Origin of the sequence: Dulcicalothrix desertica PCC 7102 (assembly GCF_003991905.1) — a bacterium.
GTDB lineage: Bacteria > Cyanobacteriota > Cyanobacteriia > Cyanobacteriales > Nostocaceae > Dulcicalothrix > Dulcicalothrix desertica.
On the sequence record NZ_RSCL01000003.1, the window covers coordinates 46,534 to 64,239 of the forward strand.

18 protein-coding genes are annotated in these 17,706 nt (G+C 37.8%); 2 read left to right on the forward strand and 16 right to left on the reverse strand.

The genetic code is table 11. The annotated features are described in order from the left end of the window. Positions 1 to 69: 69 nt before the first annotated feature. A complete protein-coding gene (ileS, locus tag DSM106972_RS06845; protein ID WP_127080015.1) occupies positions 70 to 2,937 on the reverse strand; it encodes an isoleucine--tRNA ligase in 2,868 nt (955 codons plus the stop codon). Between the two features lie 408 nt (positions 2,938 to 3,345). On the opposite strand from ileS, the gene DSM106972_RS06850 reads away from it, so the two are divergent. Continuing rightward, positions 3,346 to 3,792, forward strand: coding sequence for a nuclease A inhibitor family protein (locus DSM106972_RS06850; protein ID WP_127080016.1), 447 nt, complete (start codon positions 3,346 to 3,348; stop codon positions 3,790 to 3,792). Between the two features lie 698 nt (positions 3,793 to 4,490). Here the strand turns inward: DSM106972_RS06850 and DSM106972_RS06855 are convergent. The 7 genes from DSM106972_RS06855 to DSM106972_RS06885 all read right to left on the reverse strand — a co-directional run bounded on the left by DSM106972_RS06855 (position 4,491) and on the right by DSM106972_RS06885 (position 8,127). Continuing rightward, a complete protein-coding gene (locus DSM106972_RS06855) occupies positions 4,491 to 4,688 on the reverse strand; it encodes a DUF4926 domain-containing protein (RefSeq protein WP_127080017.1) in 198 nt (65 codons plus the stop codon). Next, entirely contained in the window at positions 4,672 to 5,031 is a 360-nt protein-coding gene (locus DSM106972_RS06860) for a DUF6883 domain-containing protein (protein WP_127080018.1), read from the reverse strand. The genes DSM106972_RS06855 and DSM106972_RS06860 overlap by 17 nt, the downstream gene beginning before the upstream one ends. A gap of 149 nt (positions 5,032 to 5,180) precedes the next feature. After that, entirely contained in the window at positions 5,181 to 5,381 is a 201-nt protein-coding gene (locus DSM106972_RS06865; RefSeq protein ID WP_127080019.1) for a DUF2283 domain-containing protein, read from the reverse strand. A 103-nt stretch (positions 5,382 to 5,484) separates the two neighbouring features. Then, a complete protein-coding gene (locus DSM106972_RS06870) occupies positions 5,485 to 5,916 on the reverse strand; it encodes a hypothetical protein (protein WP_127080020.1) in 432 nt (143 codons plus the stop codon). A gap of 447 nt (positions 5,917 to 6,363) precedes the next feature. Beyond that, positions 6,364 to 7,134: a dynamin family protein gene (locus tag DSM106972_RS06875; RefSeq protein ID WP_127080021.1), complete on the reverse strand. Its 771-nt coding sequence runs from the start codon at positions 7,132 to 7,134 to the stop codon at positions 6,364 to 6,366. 195 nt (positions 7,135 to 7,329) lie between these two features. Continuing rightward, positions 7,330 to 7,761, reverse strand: a complete 432-nt coding sequence (locus DSM106972_RS06880; RefSeq protein ID WP_127080022.1) for an HNH endonuclease — start codon at positions 7,759 to 7,761, stop codon at positions 7,330 to 7,332. A gap of 3 nt (positions 7,762 to 7,764) precedes the next feature. Next, entirely contained in the window at positions 7,765 to 8,127 is a 363-nt protein-coding gene (locus DSM106972_RS06885; protein WP_127080023.1) for a hypothetical protein, read from the reverse strand. Positions 8,128 to 8,454: 327 nt separating this feature from the next. Here DSM106972_RS06885 and DSM106972_RS06895 point away from each other — a divergent pair, with 327 nt between their 5' ends. Next, positions 8,455 to 8,796: a PIN domain-containing protein gene (locus DSM106972_RS06895; RefSeq protein ID WP_201800695.1), complete on the forward strand. Its 342-nt coding sequence runs from the start codon at positions 8,455 to 8,457 to the stop codon at positions 8,794 to 8,796. A gap of 2 nt (positions 8,797 to 8,798) precedes the next feature. Here DSM106972_RS06895 and DSM106972_RS06900 read toward each other — a convergent pair whose 3' ends face one another. The 8 genes from DSM106972_RS06900 to DSM106972_RS06940 all read right to left on the reverse strand — a co-directional run bounded on the left by DSM106972_RS06900 (position 8,799) and on the right by DSM106972_RS06940 (position 17,389). After that, positions 8,799 to 10,244 (reverse strand): EH signature domain-containing protein, encoded by a 1,446-nt coding sequence (locus DSM106972_RS06900; RefSeq protein WP_127080025.1) that lies wholly within the window; start codon positions 10,242 to 10,244, stop codon positions 8,799 to 8,801. Positions 10,245 to 10,272: 28 nt separating this feature from the next. Then, positions 10,273 to 10,929: an OmpA/MotB family protein gene (locus DSM106972_RS06905; RefSeq protein WP_127080026.1), complete on the reverse strand. Its 657-nt coding sequence runs from the start codon at positions 10,927 to 10,929 to the stop codon at positions 10,273 to 10,275. A gap of 283 nt (positions 10,930 to 11,212) precedes the next feature. Further along, positions 11,213 to 12,406 carry a hypothetical protein gene (locus tag DSM106972_RS06910; protein ID WP_233787722.1) on the reverse strand — a complete coding sequence of 398 codons (1,194 nt, stop codon included), beginning with the start codon at positions 12,404 to 12,406 and terminating at the stop codon, positions 11,213 to 11,215. Between the two features lie 8 nt (positions 12,407 to 12,414). Next, positions 12,415 to 12,777, reverse strand: a complete 363-nt coding sequence (locus DSM106972_RS06915) for a hypothetical protein (RefSeq protein WP_127080027.1) — start codon at positions 12,775 to 12,777, stop codon at positions 12,415 to 12,417. Positions 12,778 to 13,074: 297 nt separating this feature from the next. Continuing rightward, a complete protein-coding gene (locus DSM106972_RS06925) occupies positions 13,075 to 13,518 on the reverse strand; it encodes a retroviral-like aspartic protease family protein (RefSeq protein WP_170213560.1) in 444 nt (147 codons plus the stop codon). Between the two features lie 181 nt (positions 13,519 to 13,699). Beyond that, positions 13,700 to 15,559, reverse strand: coding sequence for an alpha/beta hydrolase (locus DSM106972_RS06930; protein ID WP_127080028.1), 1,860 nt, complete (start codon positions 15,557 to 15,559; stop codon positions 13,700 to 13,702). Positions 15,560 to 16,055: 496 nt separating this feature from the next. Continuing rightward, positions 16,056 to 16,670 (reverse strand): hypothetical protein, encoded by a 615-nt coding sequence (locus DSM106972_RS06935; RefSeq protein WP_127080029.1) that lies wholly within the window; start codon positions 16,668 to 16,670, stop codon positions 16,056 to 16,058. 59 nt (positions 16,671 to 16,729) lie between these two features. Further along, the gene (locus tag DSM106972_RS06940) at positions 16,730 to 17,389 is read right to left on the reverse strand and encodes a Ycf66 family protein (protein ID WP_127080030.1); all 660 of its coding nucleotides are present in this window, start codon (positions 17,387 to 17,389) and stop codon (positions 16,730 to 16,732) included. Between the last annotated feature and the right edge of the window lie 317 nt (positions 17,390 to 17,706).

The window sequence follows — 17,706 nt, forward strand, 5'->3', positions numbered from 1 at the left end:
TCAATATGAAAGGGCGGGCAAGGATGCCCACCCCACAAGATGTTTTATGTAATTTTTGGGAGTGTTTTGTTAAAAGTCTCCAGCTAATGCGCTAACGCAGCGTTCACATAATAATGGGTCTTCTTTTGACTCTCCAACGTGGGTTGAATAGTTCCAGCAACGGTCACATTTTTCCCCTTCTGCATCAACTACTCCAATACCCCAATTTTCAGATATTGAGTTATATTTCAACCCTTCAAGTTGTTGTGCTGAATCTAATACTGTTGCTTGCGAGGTGATAAACAAATATCTTAATTCATCGATACCATTTGTATCTATTTCCAGTGCTTTTACTGCTGAACGTAGTTGTTCATCTGCTACGTACAGTAACACTTTAGCTTCTAATGAAGAACCGATTTGTTTATCAACGCGCGCTTGTTCCAGCACTTTATTTACATCATTGCGGATATCACGCATTTTTTCCCAGAATGTTGCTAGTTCGGGATTTTCCCATTTACTATCTAATTTCACCCAACCAGCTTCAAATACTGATTTGTATGGTGTTTTGTAAGGAAGAAATTGCCAGATATCTTCGGCAAGGTGACATAATACAGGTGCTATGGCGCGCGTCAGGTTATCTAATGCATAGTACAACACTGTTTGACAGCTACGGCGCCTAAAGCCATCGGGTGTACTGATATATAGTCTATCTTTGGCGATGTCTATATAAAAGCTAGATAAATCAACAACGCAGAAGTTTTGCACTGTTTGGAAGAAACGGAAGAACTGGAAGGTATCAAATGCATCGGTTACTTCTTTGAATACTTCCGTCATCCGGTGCAGCATGTAACGGTCAACTGCGGGTAGTTTATCTAGGGAAACTAAATGTTTCTCTGGGTCAAAGTCATGTAAGTTACCTAATAATACCCGTGCAGTGTTACGGATTTTTCCGCGTATATCTCCCAATTGCTTGATGATATTTTTACCGATACGCTGGTCAGAAGTGTAATCAACCGATGATGCCCATAATCTTAAAACATCGGCGCCATAGGGTGGTTCTTCTTTCTGATTTTTACCACCTTCGATTACAACGTTCGGGTCAAGCACGTTACCAAGCGATTTACTCATCTTGAAACCTTTTTCATCAAGAGTAAACCCGTGGGTCAACACTATTTTATATGGCGCCTGGTCATGTACGGCAACGCTAGTTAACAAACTCGACTGGAACCATCCCCGGTGTTGGTCGGAACCTTCTAAATACATCTCTACAGGATAATGTAACTCACCCCGCTGTTCGGCAACTGCTGCCCACGATGAACCAGAGTCAAACCATACGTCCATCGTATCGGTTCCTTTACGGTACTGGCGCCCGTTGTTGCGGTATTTTTCTGGTAATAATTCTTCTACCGACATTTCCCACCAAACATCTGAACCTTTTTCTGCGATGATTTTTTGAACGTAGTTGATGGTTTCTTCGTTCAATAAAGGTTCGTTTGTTTCTTCATCGTAGAATACAGGTATAGGCACACCCCAATTGCGCTGACGTGATATACACCAGTCCGAACGGTCGGCTACCATTGGTGTGATTCTATTTTCACCTTGTGCAGGTATCCAGCGTACTTCAGAGATAGCTTTGAGTGCTTCGTCACGGAACCCTTCTACCGATGCAAACCATTGTTCAGTCGCGCGGAATATAGTGGGTTTTTTGGTTCTCCAGTCGTAAGGGTATTTATGTTGATATGGTTCTTCTTTTAATAAAGAACCTGCTTGTGTTAAAGCATCGATAACAGCTTGGTTGCCATCACCAAGTACATTCAAACCAGCAAATTGTCCAGCTTCAGCAGTAAAGTTACCACCATCATCAACAGGCGCCAAGATAGGTAAACCATAACGTTGCCCTACTATATAGTCCTCTTGACCATGACCAGGCGCCGTATGTACTAATCCTGTACCAGATTCTGTAGTGATATAATCTCCCCCTATGATTACCGGACTCTCACGGTCATATAAAGGATGCTTGTAAGTAGAATGTTCTAATTCTTTGCCTTTAACAGTGGTTTTTACTGTTAATTGTGTGCTGAGAGTCGTAGATAAACGTTCTACTAAATCATTTGCAACGATTATATATTTAAAATTGATACCTTCGAGTGGCGCCTCAACAACTGCATAATCCAAATCTGGGTTTACAGCAACAGCCAAATTTGCAGGTATTGTCCAAGGTGTGGTCGTCCAGATAGCAACACCTAAATCAGGCAAATACTCACCTAGCTTATCTTTTACCGCATCCGATAAACTTGTCATTGGGAACGCAGCATACAAAGAGCGCGAAGTATGACCTTCTGGATATTCCAATTCAGCCTCAGCCAAAGCAGTCCTTGAACTGGGACTCCAGTTTACAGGCTTTAGTCCTCTATATATATACCCTTTCAAAACCATCTGCCCAAATACACTGATTTGTGCAGCTTCGTATTCAGGCGCCATCGTTAAATACGGGTGTTCCCAATCACCCCAAACACCGTAGCGTTTAAAACCTTTACGCTGCTCATCAACAGCTTGTAATGCAAACTCTTTCGCCTTTTGGCGTAACTTTATAGGTGTTAATTCCTGACGTTCTGCTTGTTTCATATTTTGCAGAACCTTAAGCTCGATAGGCAACCCGTGGCAGTCCCAACCCGGTACATAACGAACTTTACGACCTTGTAAAAGCTGATAGCGATTTATGATATCTTTGAGAATTTTATTTAGAGCATGACCTACATGCAGCGAACCGTTTGCGTAGGGTGGTCCATCGTGCAGTATAAATAATTCGCCTGGGTTCTCTTCTGAGAGGCGCCCGTATATGTCGTTTTCTTCCCAAAACTTCTGTATTTCAGGCTCTCGCTTTACCGCATTCGCGCGCATGTCAAATTTCGTTTGCGGAAGATTTACTGTGTCTTTGTAACTTTTTGCTTCTGTCACTGTACTAATTGTTTGGATTTATATAGGGTCAGATTTTCACTATTATCGTTGGAAATGTGGGGTGTGGGAGATATTGTAATCGGAATAATGTCCATATGTTTGTACCGCTAGATTTTCAGCTATTGTAGCATAAGTGTAGCATATTGGCAACGGATGGAACGGATGTAACGGATAGGTTATTTGTTTTGGATTACGGCGCCTGATATAGTAGAACTTCTTGTGGAGCAGGCATCCCTGCCTGCCCCGTATAATTCATTTAAATAAAACCCCTATAGATTTTTTTCAATTGTATTTCAACCCACATCAGGTTGAAAACGCGATGCTAATAGCAAAAGTCCTCCATAAGAGGACTAAGGTAAAAAACAAAATTTTTGCATTTATGCCACTTAAAAGTTACTTATATATACTATGCAGCCTAAAACAGAACAATTATTAGCAACTGTAGAAACCGTCATCAAAAATTTGACATCAGGTGGAAGCGGTATTGGAAGCGAAGGAGATCACCCTTTCCGTCCTCTAGTTTGGTCAATATCCGAGCAAGGAGAGTTTAGCTTTGTTAAACTATTAGAAGCTTCAGGATTGTTAACGGAGATAAACCAGCAAGAGCTAATAGTAATTTGGAGAAATCGATTTATTCGTCCAGGTCGCTATTCTGAAGCTAGTATTAATAGAATGATTTCTCAAGCTCTACCACAGTATCAATCTCTAATTGAAATATTACAAACACAATTGGAAGAGTTGCGGTTCTTTAAAATCCAAACCTATAACGAAAAAAGCGGGAAAGCTGGTAGTGATGGATTTAGGGGTTATGATTTGCTTGGATTAATAGTTGGGCAAACAACTACAGGTGACTAGGTAGCATTTACTCAAAAAGTTGAACTTCCTGACAGCAGCGGGTTTGGAGAACGTTTACCCAGATATAATTATCCTCTTAACGAAGAATTATCAAGTTTATCGGGACAAATCAAACCTATTTTAGAAGACCCAGCATCACTTATTGTTTTTAAAGCTTCTCTTAGGCAGGATTGGGCAATAGAAGAAGTTTTAAGGTCTATTCAGTTTTTAGAGATTTACAGCTTTCAGGGATATTTTGATGTAGAGCAAGGGGCAGGCTATCCTTATCAATATGCAAATTTTGAAGAGTTTATAGCTACTTTTTTAAAAGATACACGAGTTTATGTATTAGGTAATGATGCTCTGTACAGGCTTTATATTATTGGCAAGTGTTTGACCGGAGATTGGTTAGGAGCGTTAACACTAGCTGTTTGGACATAAATGTAATGAGATAGGTATTAGGTGAAGCACCAGATAATAATTTTTAAACGCATATCAAAATTGGAACCCGAATTTAACAATGAAATAATAACCTATTTGAAACGAATGAGAGTTATGGGGAACTTGCGTCTTTTAATTCTCAAATGTACGAATGCTACACTGTAAATATAATTGAAGTTTGGCGCCAACACTTTTATTGTCAGTTGAGGCGCCTCTGCTGAAAGTGTAAACTTAAGACCAGATTGCTATAGTTACGCCAATACCCGTGCGTGTGCAATTTACCTACTGCTCAGAGAACGTACTTGCTCTGCAAATAACGAAACTACTACTATAGTTTCTCCACTTAAAGTAACAAACTCAACCTCATAGCCTTTGCCACCTTGATGCACTAAAACGACTGTACCTATATCACCAGTTTCCAAACCGTAATCGGGTATATCAGTTGTAAGAATTACTCTATCAAGTTCTGTAATCATTGTCATTAACCTTGAGCGGATAAGCAGTAACAAACTTGGGAATATCTTCGCCTGTTCCAATAAACCATACAGAACGCAGAAAAGGATTCCTACCATCTGGGGAAATAATAGTTCCCTCTACAACATATCTGGTTCCGAACGGCGAATCTTCTACCTTTGTAACATTATTGTCTGCAACATGGGTGACTAATGCTGCTGCGAGTGTTTCCCATTCTTCTAAGGAAAAACCAAATGCGGTAAAAAATTTTTCCTTACCGCTTCCGTCGGGATGGGTAGGTGACAACAAATACGCTGTGATTTTTCTCTCAGGTACGACTGCTTGATAATAATTTGGCAGCTTCAAGTAAATCTCCTAAATATACTCTTTATAAATAAAACTCTGTATATCTATAACTGCTTTAGCATTATTTAAAATACTGAGGTCAGCCAGAGGCTTAACAACTATTAACCTTATAAATTCTAATTTAGTTATTCAAACACTGCTCAAATAAACTAATGTGTAGGAATATAATATTTTACAAAACGTGGATTATCCATTTTTGGGAAAGCATCTAATATTTTTAAGCCAACAATATTCCCATTTATGTCATAATCAAATACAACACCTTGTTTTTCTTCGTCACTTTCCTCTATTGGCGCCTCACTAAACACGATTCTCAAAACATTGACTTCTGGCTCGTAGGTAATTTTCATTCTTGCCTCCAGCATTTTTAAAGTTTACTAAAGTTATAAACATAATCAAATAACAGGGAAAAACTTTTTCCCCGTCCTCCATACAAGCGCTCAATTGTGAGTTTTAGTTGAGGTCTTGCTTGCTAAATCCACCAAATCCCCGTTTAGGCATTTTGCTAATAGGTAGTTCGGTAAAACGTGAATATTTAACCATACCAGTAGGGGGATGATCTGCCGATACTGCAATTAGACCAACTCTTACATCTTCAAAATAAATAAAACCGCCAATACGTCCTCCTGCTTGGAACGGCCCATGAAAAAATTTATGCTCTGGAATGTAGATTGTGAGGTCGTGATTAATCTTTACTTTCTTGCCAAACATTTCCTCACTAGTCTGCCGAACAACACTATCTAAGTGTTTATTATACGCACGTTTGCCAATTTCGATGAATTCTGGATGGTCTGCAAAATTATCCATGTAAAACAACCAGATTTTAGAAAAGTCTGTTTCCGATGTCAGTTTTTGCTTGAGTTCCTGCAATAGGTCAAGTTTCATAGTTTAGATGATTATACTGATAAGATAGAAGTGATCTGATAACACGGTTCTGAAGTAATACAAATCTAACACAGCAGGCGCCAGTCTAGGTCAAGCAGAAGAGTAGAATTTTATATAAAGATTCAACAATGATTTTTAAAATCAAATTAGTTTTTCAAGCATAAACTAGTTACAATTAATACCAAGGATAGAATACTTTATAAACTGAAAAGTATAAGGCTAAAACTTTTTTGAAGATATTGCAAAATATTCTAAGTATGAAAATACACCAAAAAGATTAAGGGTAGGGGAGATACGATTCACTTGAGTTTAAAAAATTTACAATAATAAGTTTTATAAACGGCGCCTTCACTCAAGCAACAGGATTGCTATAAGCTTAATAATAAATATTTTTACGCTTATAATAACTCTAATCCTTAAATTTTGCATGGTACGATATTGTATAAGTTAAGTGTTTGTATCCGCAACCTTCCGGTCGGTTAATTCTGCATCTCTTTGTACAGGAGCATCAATTCCTGGTAGATCAACTAATACGTTACCATCCTCTAACAATGTGTGATGACAATAATATGTAATGCGCTGAAGAACTGCGCTGTTACTACCTCGACGAGCGTATTTATGTGCTTCTTGTGGAGCAAGACCTAGGTCTTCCATTGCAAAAGTTTGATGTTGATGCTCATGAATATATTTGCGATTTTCTTTGAATCCATTTAGTAACTCTTGTAATCCATTTGCTTCTTCTGCCTTTTCAGTGCTTTTTGAACCTCCTTCCTCTTGTATAATTTGCTGACATTGTTGAGATAAATCTTCAATTTCTTTATCTTTATTAATATCATATTTTTTCTTAATCTTAAGTGTTTTTGATTGGCATCTATCATTAACCTCTTCTTGAATTTCTTTTACACTTAGAAAAGTGAAATCGCATCGTTCTTCCTCTTGCGATTTGGCAAACTCAATGTAACATTCTAGACCAGTTGCATGACCAGTAGCGCTGTAGAGTAAATCGTTTCCTAACAAAGCATTTATCAGCATTGACTTGCCAGCGCTGTATGTTCCTGCGAAGATAATTTCAAATCTAGGATCAACTACCTTATCACGAGATGTTTTGATTTTACGTATATCATGCTTTCCTTTAAGAAAAGGCTCTTTGTCTACTAAGCGCAGTAGAGAGTTTATGTGTATTTCTATACTTTTAGATTCAGATGTAATTTGCTTCATTGGTTTACAAGCCTACTGCTTTAGGGTAGATAACAGGATAATTAAGCGTATGGACTAGTATTCTTTAGTACCAAAGCAATCAAATCCCTTAAGCTTAGGGTTCCCTGAAATAAGGCTGTTTAATACAGAGAAGGCAAAAATTTACTATATACGAACAATTTAATCAATATACATATACTGCGAAGTTACCAAGCGTTAATCTTCTGGAGGGTGCCATCCAGCAAGCACCCAATAACTACGAACTTCGAGCGCATCTGGGTCATTGCTCAAATGTAGGGCTATAACTGTTGCGCGACCAGTAGGTGTTTTACCCACAATACGCAAACCATCTTGAGTCCAGTAAAAATGTTCAGACCAGACTTGGGTACGAGGATTAAACAACTCTACTGTTTCACCTGTGTCGGGATCAGTTGCTGTGGTTTTATCACTTTTGTAGCCATTACAAAGTGGGCAAGCTAGCCACAAATTTATTTCCTCACTGCTGCCACCCTTAGAAACAGGTTTTATATGGTCAATTTCCAAACGAGCCATAACCAAATGCTGAGGGCTTAAGCAGTAACCACAGCGGTTTTTGGCAGTGCTGCGAACACGACGTTCTACTTCGACTGGAATATAAGGGCGAGCCATTAGTTAATATAAGGATGATTTCAAGCCACGTTCTACTGCTACTTTTAAGGCTCTTGCTTTGCGAACTAAGCCACGTCGGTACAATTGCATTAGTTCTTCGAGTTGCTGAGTTTCTTGTTGATTAAGCTGTCCTTCTGTATTGCGCGCTAGTAAATCACTAAAAATTTCTTGCTGCTCTGTTTCCATCTGCATGTCACACAAAGCCAAAACTTGCTCGTCAGGTAGTGACTCTACAGGTTGTTCTGTTATGGCACGATCTATAAATTCAATTAATAAATCTTCTAACTGCTGATGATTGAGAGCAGCTATTTCTTTTGCTCTTTGCGCCAAGTAGGTCGGAAGTTGAAGGGTAACAATTTCAGCCATGTGTCAACAGCGTGCTTTTTATATTTTAATTATACGCATGAATATAGAAAAGCAGCAGTGGTATATACACGTTAAACCGAAATCATGGCACCATTACCGAAAGTTTAGGTTTGCTCAAATATCATGAAGGTGTCGCTTAGAGAATTTGGATTAAGCAAATAATACAGATGGCGCCTTTACCTAAGCTAAAATTAGTCTTCATCAAATAGTTAAGTATGTGTCCATTGAACTGGTAGCTAACACTCTTAGCTTTTAATTTTCCAAGTCTAATTCTATACCTAAAGCTTCTAGTGGAATCACACCCAAAAGTCCATCACGTCCCCTCGCTTGGGAGATAAAGCCAAAGCAATTCTTTCTGCTCCTGATAGCCAACTAGTAATACCTGCCACAGTTTTGGCTGAAGCTGTATGGATTGTTGAACGTGGGCGAACATCTATCTCGGAAGCTATAACAATAGTTGAGTCGATAAATTTAGATACTCGTGCGGTAGTATATCCATCAGATACAAATGTAATACAAAAAACTATCAACTTGGTTGCTATAGGTGAAATGCACGACAGACAGATTGTTGCGACTGCAATGGTTTTAGAGCAACAAGGTGAAAAAGTCGCATTATTAAGCTGTGACCAAAATATCACAGCATCAGGATTAGTAACAATTATTTGGTAACTTCAAATATTTTTACAATAGTCTTTTGCTTCCTGCTCTAGCTGAGAAATTATTTTACGCCACCCTTGTAGTTGAAAATCTCGCTCTCGCTGTTTGTCAGGTGAAGGTGTGACAAGTCCGGTAACTGGGTTATACTTACCAAACCTTTCAGGTAAGCCTTTGAAGTAAGATATACCTTCATTAGGCAAAATACTATTTTGTCTTAGCCATCTTTCACAATCCCATTGCCAACAAATAACATGGTCATGTGCCTCAGCAGGAATACTACGAATGCTTTTAAGTGAAATAGGTAAGGAACCAAAAAGTTTCCTTTCAACATCATCGCTTTTACGAATAAGCCTAGTTTCGCTACCACGCCCGTGAAAAAATTCTACGACTAGAAAACTCCCAAAATCAAAAATACAAACTTCTGTTGCATCACTGCTATCTTTTTGGAGAACGTGAACATCTTCACCTTGCCTAAATCGACCACCAATAGCTGTAAAATAATCTTCTGGTATGAGAATGCGAATATGCTCAAAACGGTCGCTATAGTTTGCCCAAAACTCTTTTCGCTTTTGCAATTGCTCCTTTGCTCTACCTTCCAGCTGGCGCCTTTCTAAAATCAAACTTACTAAATTTTGAAAATCATTATAGTTAATCGAACCAATCCACTCACGCAAAGCTTGTTTTGCTTGCTCTGTTATTAAATTCCATCCGGTGCAGTTACGGTAGTTTAGTTGCAACCAATCAACTAACTGTGGATATTGGCTTGCTGTCTCTTTGTTAATATGGATTAGTAGATAGTTAACTGCATCTACTTGTACCTCTATAGACATTTCATCCAAACAGCTTATAAGCCAATTAACCTGGTGCGCTGTTGGAGAACTAAGATTGCAAAACTGGCAAGAAACATATTTCAAAAAGTTAAGCGCTTCTATCCAAGTAGGTATCTGATTATATATTTCTCTTTTTAAACCGTTATAACTAAGATTTTGTTTACAAGCTATTTTTGTTATTTCTAAACCTGGCTCTTGACTACGAAGCGCAAGAATAATTTTTACTGATAACTGCTGATTAACCGAAGGCTCATTAACTAAAGTATCAAAAGAATCAGCTAAAGACTTAGGCAATACTTTTTGTTGCTGACCACTATAGTATAAAGCTAAACGCCACAGAAGCTGTTTTTGTAGCCAAGGGTTATTAACAGATGCTTTCCAAATATGACTTGATGTTATGTAGCTATTCTGAGGGTGTTGTTTATCCCAGTTTGCCTTGGCGTAGATGCAATAAATCCATTCTATATTGCTAACTTTAGCATAATTTACTTCTTGAACAGTTTGTAGTATTTTGTCTACATTTGGGATAAAAACTCTATGAGACGATAATTGGTTAGCAACCTGAATTAATCTTGTAGGAACGTTATCTTTAAGGTCGTATAAAGTTGGTTTGGGAAAGTTAAAATTCATAATGTATGTACTTAATAAGGATTATGTTTCATTTTTTTGAAGTCTTTTTGCGTAATTTATCACCAACTTCCTCACTGCGAAATTGAAAGCGAAACACAACTTTACGGTCAGATGGCTTATCGTAGCGGTCTTCTGCTTCAATTTCACCACGTCCAGCGGCTAAAATCTTTTGACTAAAACGTTCTTGCTTGGAAAATTTCATTTCATCAAATATAAATCTAGTTACAGAAGCAGAACGTCGCAAACTTAGCTCCATATTATCTTTGTAATCTCCTGCTGAACTGGTATGACCCTCGATAACAACACGGCTAACTTCTTTATCAAATTCTGGTTTTGACAAAATCACATCACTATAAGCGGGAATAAAGTCACGAAGGAAAGCTTTACCTTGTGGTTTTAACTCTGCGCTGCCTTTATCAAATAATATTGATTCTCTAATACTGATATCACCATTATCTGGATTAACTTTTACGTCAATGTTTTTACTTTGCATCGCTTCTACAACATTACCAATCACAACTCGTTTTGGTTCATCTCTCTCTGCAAGCTGGAGTAATGCTGTAATAAATAGCAAGGCAAAAAACATTAACAAACCAGACATCAAGTCACCGATAGAAAGATAAACACTACCATCCTCTTCTTCGCTAATATCTGTTTCTAACCCACCATTAGTAAAATCAGTCATCTTAATTGCCCCTGTTAATAATGTTATGATTGTCGTTAGCAGCAACCAAGACCTCGGCAGTTTTTAGTAATTCGGAGCAAACATCAGCCATTGCAGAATCAGCTTTACTGAAGAAATTTTCTCTTGAAACTGCAAAGTGATTTTTCCAATCTTGTAGAGTTTCTCGAAACGTGTAAGACAATCTGCTATATGAATCATTTACACTTTGTACTTGAGTGCCTATATCTTTACTAGCTCTTCTCTAATACCTCGAAATGTATTTGCGGCTTCGTTTGCGCTTGCTTCAAAAGCTGTACGTTGTAACTCCATTCCCTATTCCCTCAATACTTTTTTCAACCGCACGATTAATTTCTTTTCCTGTTTGTTCTAAAACACCTTTTGTTTCGCTCTGAAAAGTACTTAAAGTGTTTTTTAAATTTTCAGCAAAATTTTGTAACTTACCTAAAGTCTCTTTTTGAAAAGTCTGAATTGTTTCTATCGAACTTGCTAAACTTTGAGTAATACTACCTAATTCTTGACGTAGTTCTTGCACTGCTTGAGAAGCTTCTTTGGTTAAATTAGCGCTATTGCCTAATTCCTTGACTAGCGGTTCGATTAAATCTACTCGTAAGTCCTGAATAAGTTGTTCTAAAACCCTTTGCCCTTGGTTTTGCTGTAATTCTCTAATTTGCTTTTGTTCTTTGTAAATAGCTTCTAATGCTGGTAAAACCTTTCTGCCTACTGCTTCACCAATAGTTGTAGAGCTTAGTTGTTGTAGTCCTTGTAGTTGTTCTGCAATACTTTTAGCTACAGCATCACCTATTGCTTCAGCACTAATATTTTCCAATTTACTTGCTATATGGCTTAATTGCAGTGCGACTTCTTTACTGTCATTGTTTGCTGCTATTGGAATTGTGACTATGCTTAACTGTTTACGTAAATCATCACGTCGTTTTTGTCGTAACGATTCGCAAAAGAATAACACTAAAGTAAAAAAGCTACCCGAACCGAGTCCCATTAAGGAAGTAGAGAATGCTGTCTTCATCCCTACTAACAACTCCTTACTCGAAGCCATTAATTGCTCCGAACTACTTGTATCCAAATTTATTCCCTGTAACCCTTCTTGTATTCCGTAAAAGGTTCCTAGAACACCAATGGCTGTACACAGAGTAGTAACGAAGCGTAAAGAACTCCGAGGAACGGGGCGTAATAATACTTCTGGATACTTTATCAGTATATATTTATTGTCTTGTTTGACAACGGCGCCTTCATTATTAATTTGTAAATGTTCCTGCTTCCATCGGCGAATACTTCTATCTTCCCCTTGGTTGGGATTTTTCAGAGATTTAATAGCGGCGCCTGTAGTTCCACAATCAGACTTCCAATACTGCCATACTGTATACAACTCAACAGATACAGCACTAAACACCACAATTGCAGTAGCCCAATGAAAAAGGCTATTATCCCAAACAATGTCCCAAATCTTTGCTAATGCCATATAACACCCTATGATTTCTTAAATGTTTCTACTTGTGTGGGTGTGAGCAACTTTTTTTTTACCCACTCTTCAACTACCCGCACTGGCAAATGGTCTGCATCTGTCCACTCCCCGATAGTTTGTCTTAGACGTAACCCATATAAAGGTTCTGAGGCTTCAGTTTTTGTGTCAATAGCTAGATAAACCTGCTCAGGTGCATAGCTCAAGAGCAAACGCACTTGCAAACAGTTTTTCAAATCGCGCGTAGAAGTAGACAAGGGTGAGTCTTTGCCGAATAACTCGCTACTTGCCTTCCAAGCGTGATTAAATGCTTTAATTTCCCGAACCAATTGTTCGAGAGAGGGATGCAGCAAATCCCCGATGTTATTCATAATTTTTAATATTTGTTTGTACTTATTCGTATGGTTCCCACCAAGTACGCCGAACTAACATAAACACAATCATGTTAATCAATACATATATACTGTGAAGCTGCCAAGCGTTAATCTTCTGGAGGATGCCAGCCAGCAAGCACCCAATAACTGCGAACTTCGAGTGCATCCGGGTCATCGCTCAAATGTAACGCTATAACTGTTGCACGACCAGTAGGTGTTTTGCCTACAATACGCTCATATCATTTAGATTTAATACATAATATAGGTGCCTTAACGTAAGTCTAGAACTAGTTTTTACAAAATAGTTAAATACGTATCTACTGAACTAGTGGGTAATACCTTTAACTTTTGGTTTTTCAAGTCTAATTCTATACCTAAAGCCTCTAACGGAATAACACCCAAAAGTGCATCACGTCCTCCAGGTAGTTCTAAGCACTCAAAAGTTCCCTCTCTTCCACAAAGAGAAATAGTAGCATCACGGAAAATCCTTGCTTGCCCAATGCCCATTGCTGTTGCTACATCAACTTCTTTTAACAATTCTAAGCCGAGTTTAGCAATAACATCTCCTGGTAAACATAATGTTGTGGCGCCAGTATCCACTAATACATTTTCGAGCGTGACTGAGCGTACTTGTTCTGGTGATATTGTTCCATCCTTAGCGCGAATTTGGTCGGCACGATTTATCACAGTTAAGCTTGTTAAAACTTTACCCATTTGGCTTTTATCTTGAATTTGCATGACTATCTCCTACGTACCATGCACAATATGGCATTGAAAAATTTTATAATTTTATTTTAACGTTTATATTTCTTTATATTAAGGCAAATTTAAAACTAATTTTTCCAGTTTCACACTTGAATGTGTAATTCTTGTGGGATGGGCAGAGAAAGCCCGTCCCAATATAAATTCCCACTATCAATTAGTACCCTTTACGATTACGCTCTTCGCCTAACATATCTACACGATATCGCTCCGGCGCCAAAAATACTTTAATTCCTTTGTCTTCGCATTGTTTTGATAGAACTTGTGATAATTTAATCATTGCTTCTTTATAAGCATCAAATGGGGTCTGTTGACTATTTGATGATGTTTCAATTTGTGCCGCTATTTCTTGATAATCAGGTTCATCTTTTAAAGAAACTAAAAAGTCTTTATATCCTAAAAATGCTAACCGATAAAGCATTTTTCTGCTGAACTCTCCTTGGAAGTATCCACCATGAACGTTCTTTTCAATTACGATGGCATCAGAAATAAGAACTAAGCAATTCACAAAAGAAAGTTTGCTTTGACGCAATGCTCTAGTTAAAACACCCTCTGGCTTTTCACTAATCTTTTCATCAATAACTACTTTATCTCTGTAATCTGTGCAGTCGAAGTAAGTAAATAATCCAGCGATGGCGTAATTTTGAGTTATCTTACTATTGTTTGACAACAGGTCTGATAAGGTTTTTAGTGTGTTGTCAGAAACAATACCTATGTCTGCCATTGCACTTCTATCATCAGCATTTACACTACCATCATGGTTTTGATTAATAATGCCATAACGCATCGGCGCCGAATTTGATTTGTCATTTTTATCAATACGACTATCTACTACTATATTACCTAATCGAAAACCTCGGTCATAAGTATTTGCGGGGAAACTTATATAGTTTGCTGCTGTTGATGCAACTCGTAGTATGACATCTCCCTGGCTACTAAATAAATAAGATTCTTCAAAACGACGTAGTGAGGAACGCAAAAAGTTAGACCTTTCGGGCATTATTGTCTCGATAGGTATATCTGGTGAAGCTAATACTAAGCGACCTAATGAGAATACATTACCAATGTTTGGTGATGGTTCTATTTCTACATTATCTTGACTTAATTTGGGTATTGAGTTTTCATCGAATATATCAGAGAGGATACGAATTACGTTTGTGGTGACGAATGCACCCATACTATGAGCAATAAAAGATAACTTAATTCTAGGATTATTTTTCCTAGAAAAATTCATTTTTTTCTCATACCGCGTATCTCCCTCCGCCTGCTCTATAATTGCATTATCTATTTGCCGAATAAACTCTACTAAGTCTGGAACTCCGTAGTTAACCGCGCGGTAGTTATCTCGAAAGTATATTGAAACCCTCAGTAATATAGAGCCACCAACCCAACCAAATAAACTGGCAAAAAAGGCAATTCCTAACGTAAATAAGAAAAAGGCAAACCCAGAAAACTTGAATGAAAAATTATCATTGATACTTAAGCCTGAAATAGCTAAAATAAAGGAAAAAGCAGCTATCAAACCCAAACTTGAATAATTGTATACAGTTTTAAAGAAAATTGGTAGGCTTTTAATTGCCTTACCAAAGTGGCTAGTTACCGATTCTTCTTTATCATTTGACTTGAAATTAATATATTCTGAGGGCCAGTAATAACCGATAAAAGCAAGTTTTTTTTGCTTAATCAATGCATCTGTGGTAATATACCGCTCTATCTCTCTTACCCAGTTATCAAAATCTTTAATTTTTGTATTGTATCCATGAATATGGATAACCACTTCGGCTTGATTGTTCTTATCCGTTAAAAAATGAGCTATTTTAGCAATTTTTTGGCGCGTTAAATCTGGCCCATCATTAAAATCTAAGCCATCATTATTCTCATCAGTACGTGGTTGACTACTAATTTCAACATTTTTTGGTGCATTACTTGCAACTAAATACGTTACGATATTAGGGGCGTTTTCATTACCAACTGATATTTCTTTGATATCAAATGGGTAGTTTGGATAAGTTGCCATAGATTTATTAATTTAGATTAATTGACATTAAAATTCATGTGTGGTTAACGTAGCCGGAATTTCATCATTATAGGGATATGGTCTGATGCCGTTTTTGGTTCAGTCATAATTAAGGCGCCTATTTTCAATAGTAGTACCATTGGCACACACGTCTTGATTTAACTTACATATAGATGTTACTATTTTTACATCCAATATTTTCTGCTTCGAGTTATATCTTCTTATATCTTAAAGATTTTTAGGGCAAATGTACCAAGAAGATGACATTGATTTTTTTACAATCTGGGGCGCCACGGTTGGAGTTCTAGCAGGTAGGTACATTACATCTTGCACCAGTCCGAGAAACCGGGCTTCTTGAGAAAGATTTTGCTATAAACCCTTGGTTTGTCGTAAAGAAGCCCGGTTTCTTAGAACTACCAGGTAGGTACACTAGGTGGTGTAGATGGCGCATGCAAACAAATATTTAACAAGCTATTTTTAGTAATTCACTTACTAACTAGCTTCCGTAATAAAGCTTAAACGGTTCAGCAAGGATACCTAATATTTTGTCGATTTGATTAATAAAATATTCAGTTAAATCGATTTTGACTACATTTCCTTCTAGTATCAAAAATTTCCAGTTAGTGCCTGTTGATACCGCACCGTAGATATTTTTTTGTTCTGTCCCTTTTCGATCATTAAATATTTGGGCGCCAACCATTTGTGCTATACATTGTCCCAGCCCAATACTAATATCATTATCCTTAGCTTCTACTAAGGTTAGTACAGGTGCTGTAATTAATGATTGATTGTTTGATGCACTTAATATAAAGTCACAGGCACCTGTTAAACCTTTTGATGCATCAATATTAAATGTGTTGCCGGAAAAATAGCCAATTTTATTTTTGAAGAGGCGCCGTATTTCTAGCAAGATGGGTGTGATAATCAGTTCTGAACGCGCTTTCTCGGTACTTATGCTGGCTGCTAAGTCTAAGGTTTCTTCTAGTGTTTCTTTTAGCCTAAGCGATGGTTCAATTGTTGGTATTTGGCTAAATAGGTGGGGAATATCTTCTACTGTTAAGTCCAGAGCGGTAACTACTTGTTCAATTTTTGTGAAGTCGCTGTAAGACATATGTTTGTTACATTAAGTGCATCTTATTTGATCCCCGCGAATTCGGGGGATCAATTTGTTTATTGAGTTGGTGGTTCTTCTACAGGAGGAGTTGGCGCCTCTTCGGTCGTTGCTTGTGTTGGTTCTACTATTTCTGGTGATGGTGGAATAGGTTCGGCAATTTTAGTTTCTGCGGTAGGTGCTGGTATTATTTCGATTGTTGAGTTTACAATGTTAGCTTTTGGTGCTGGTGTAGTTGGCGCCTCTTCAATAAGTGCATCAATAATTTGTGTGGGTGAGGCAGTTGCGGAAGTTGTATCCTGCGGTTTAGCTTTTTTGATTGTTTCTTGTGCTTTGTTCTTTGCTCCAGAAAAGGCGCCTGTAATGCTTCTTTGTAGTTGCCCAAGACTTTGAGGTAATGAAAACTTGTTACCATCAACTTTGGCTTTGACTTCTTCTGCACTGGGTAGGGGAGTTCGTTGTGACGCTGGTACAATTTGACGACGTAGTGCAAATGTTTGCCAGCCAAACCAATATAGTAGTGAGACGCTAGCAATGTGACCTAGTAAAAGACCTCCACCAATACGACGCGCGAATATCCATAGTACTAATGCGTAAAAGAAACCCACACCGCTCCAAATAAAATCATTCTTTTTGTGGATTTCAGGAAAAAAGAAAGCTGCTAAATATAGCGCGATACTGCCGATTCCAACTGCTAAAGCTAGGACATATGCCAGCATTTTTATGTACTCCTGTAAAAAGTAATGAGTGATGAGGGCTGAGTGCTGAGTATAAAATTTTATTCTTTGATAATATTTACTTATTAGTTAAACAGTTTTTAGAGTCTCAAGTTGTCATTAGTTGTCATTATAAGTGCATGAATACAAAATAAATATCTGTTATTACTTAACCTCTTCTCACTCAGCACTCAGCACTCAACACTCAGCACTCAGCACTCAGCACTCAGCACTCAGCACTCAGCACTATGATTATGTCAATTTAGGGATTTTTGCAAGAGAAAGTTTACCTAGATACAAATTTAAATATTTTATGTGTG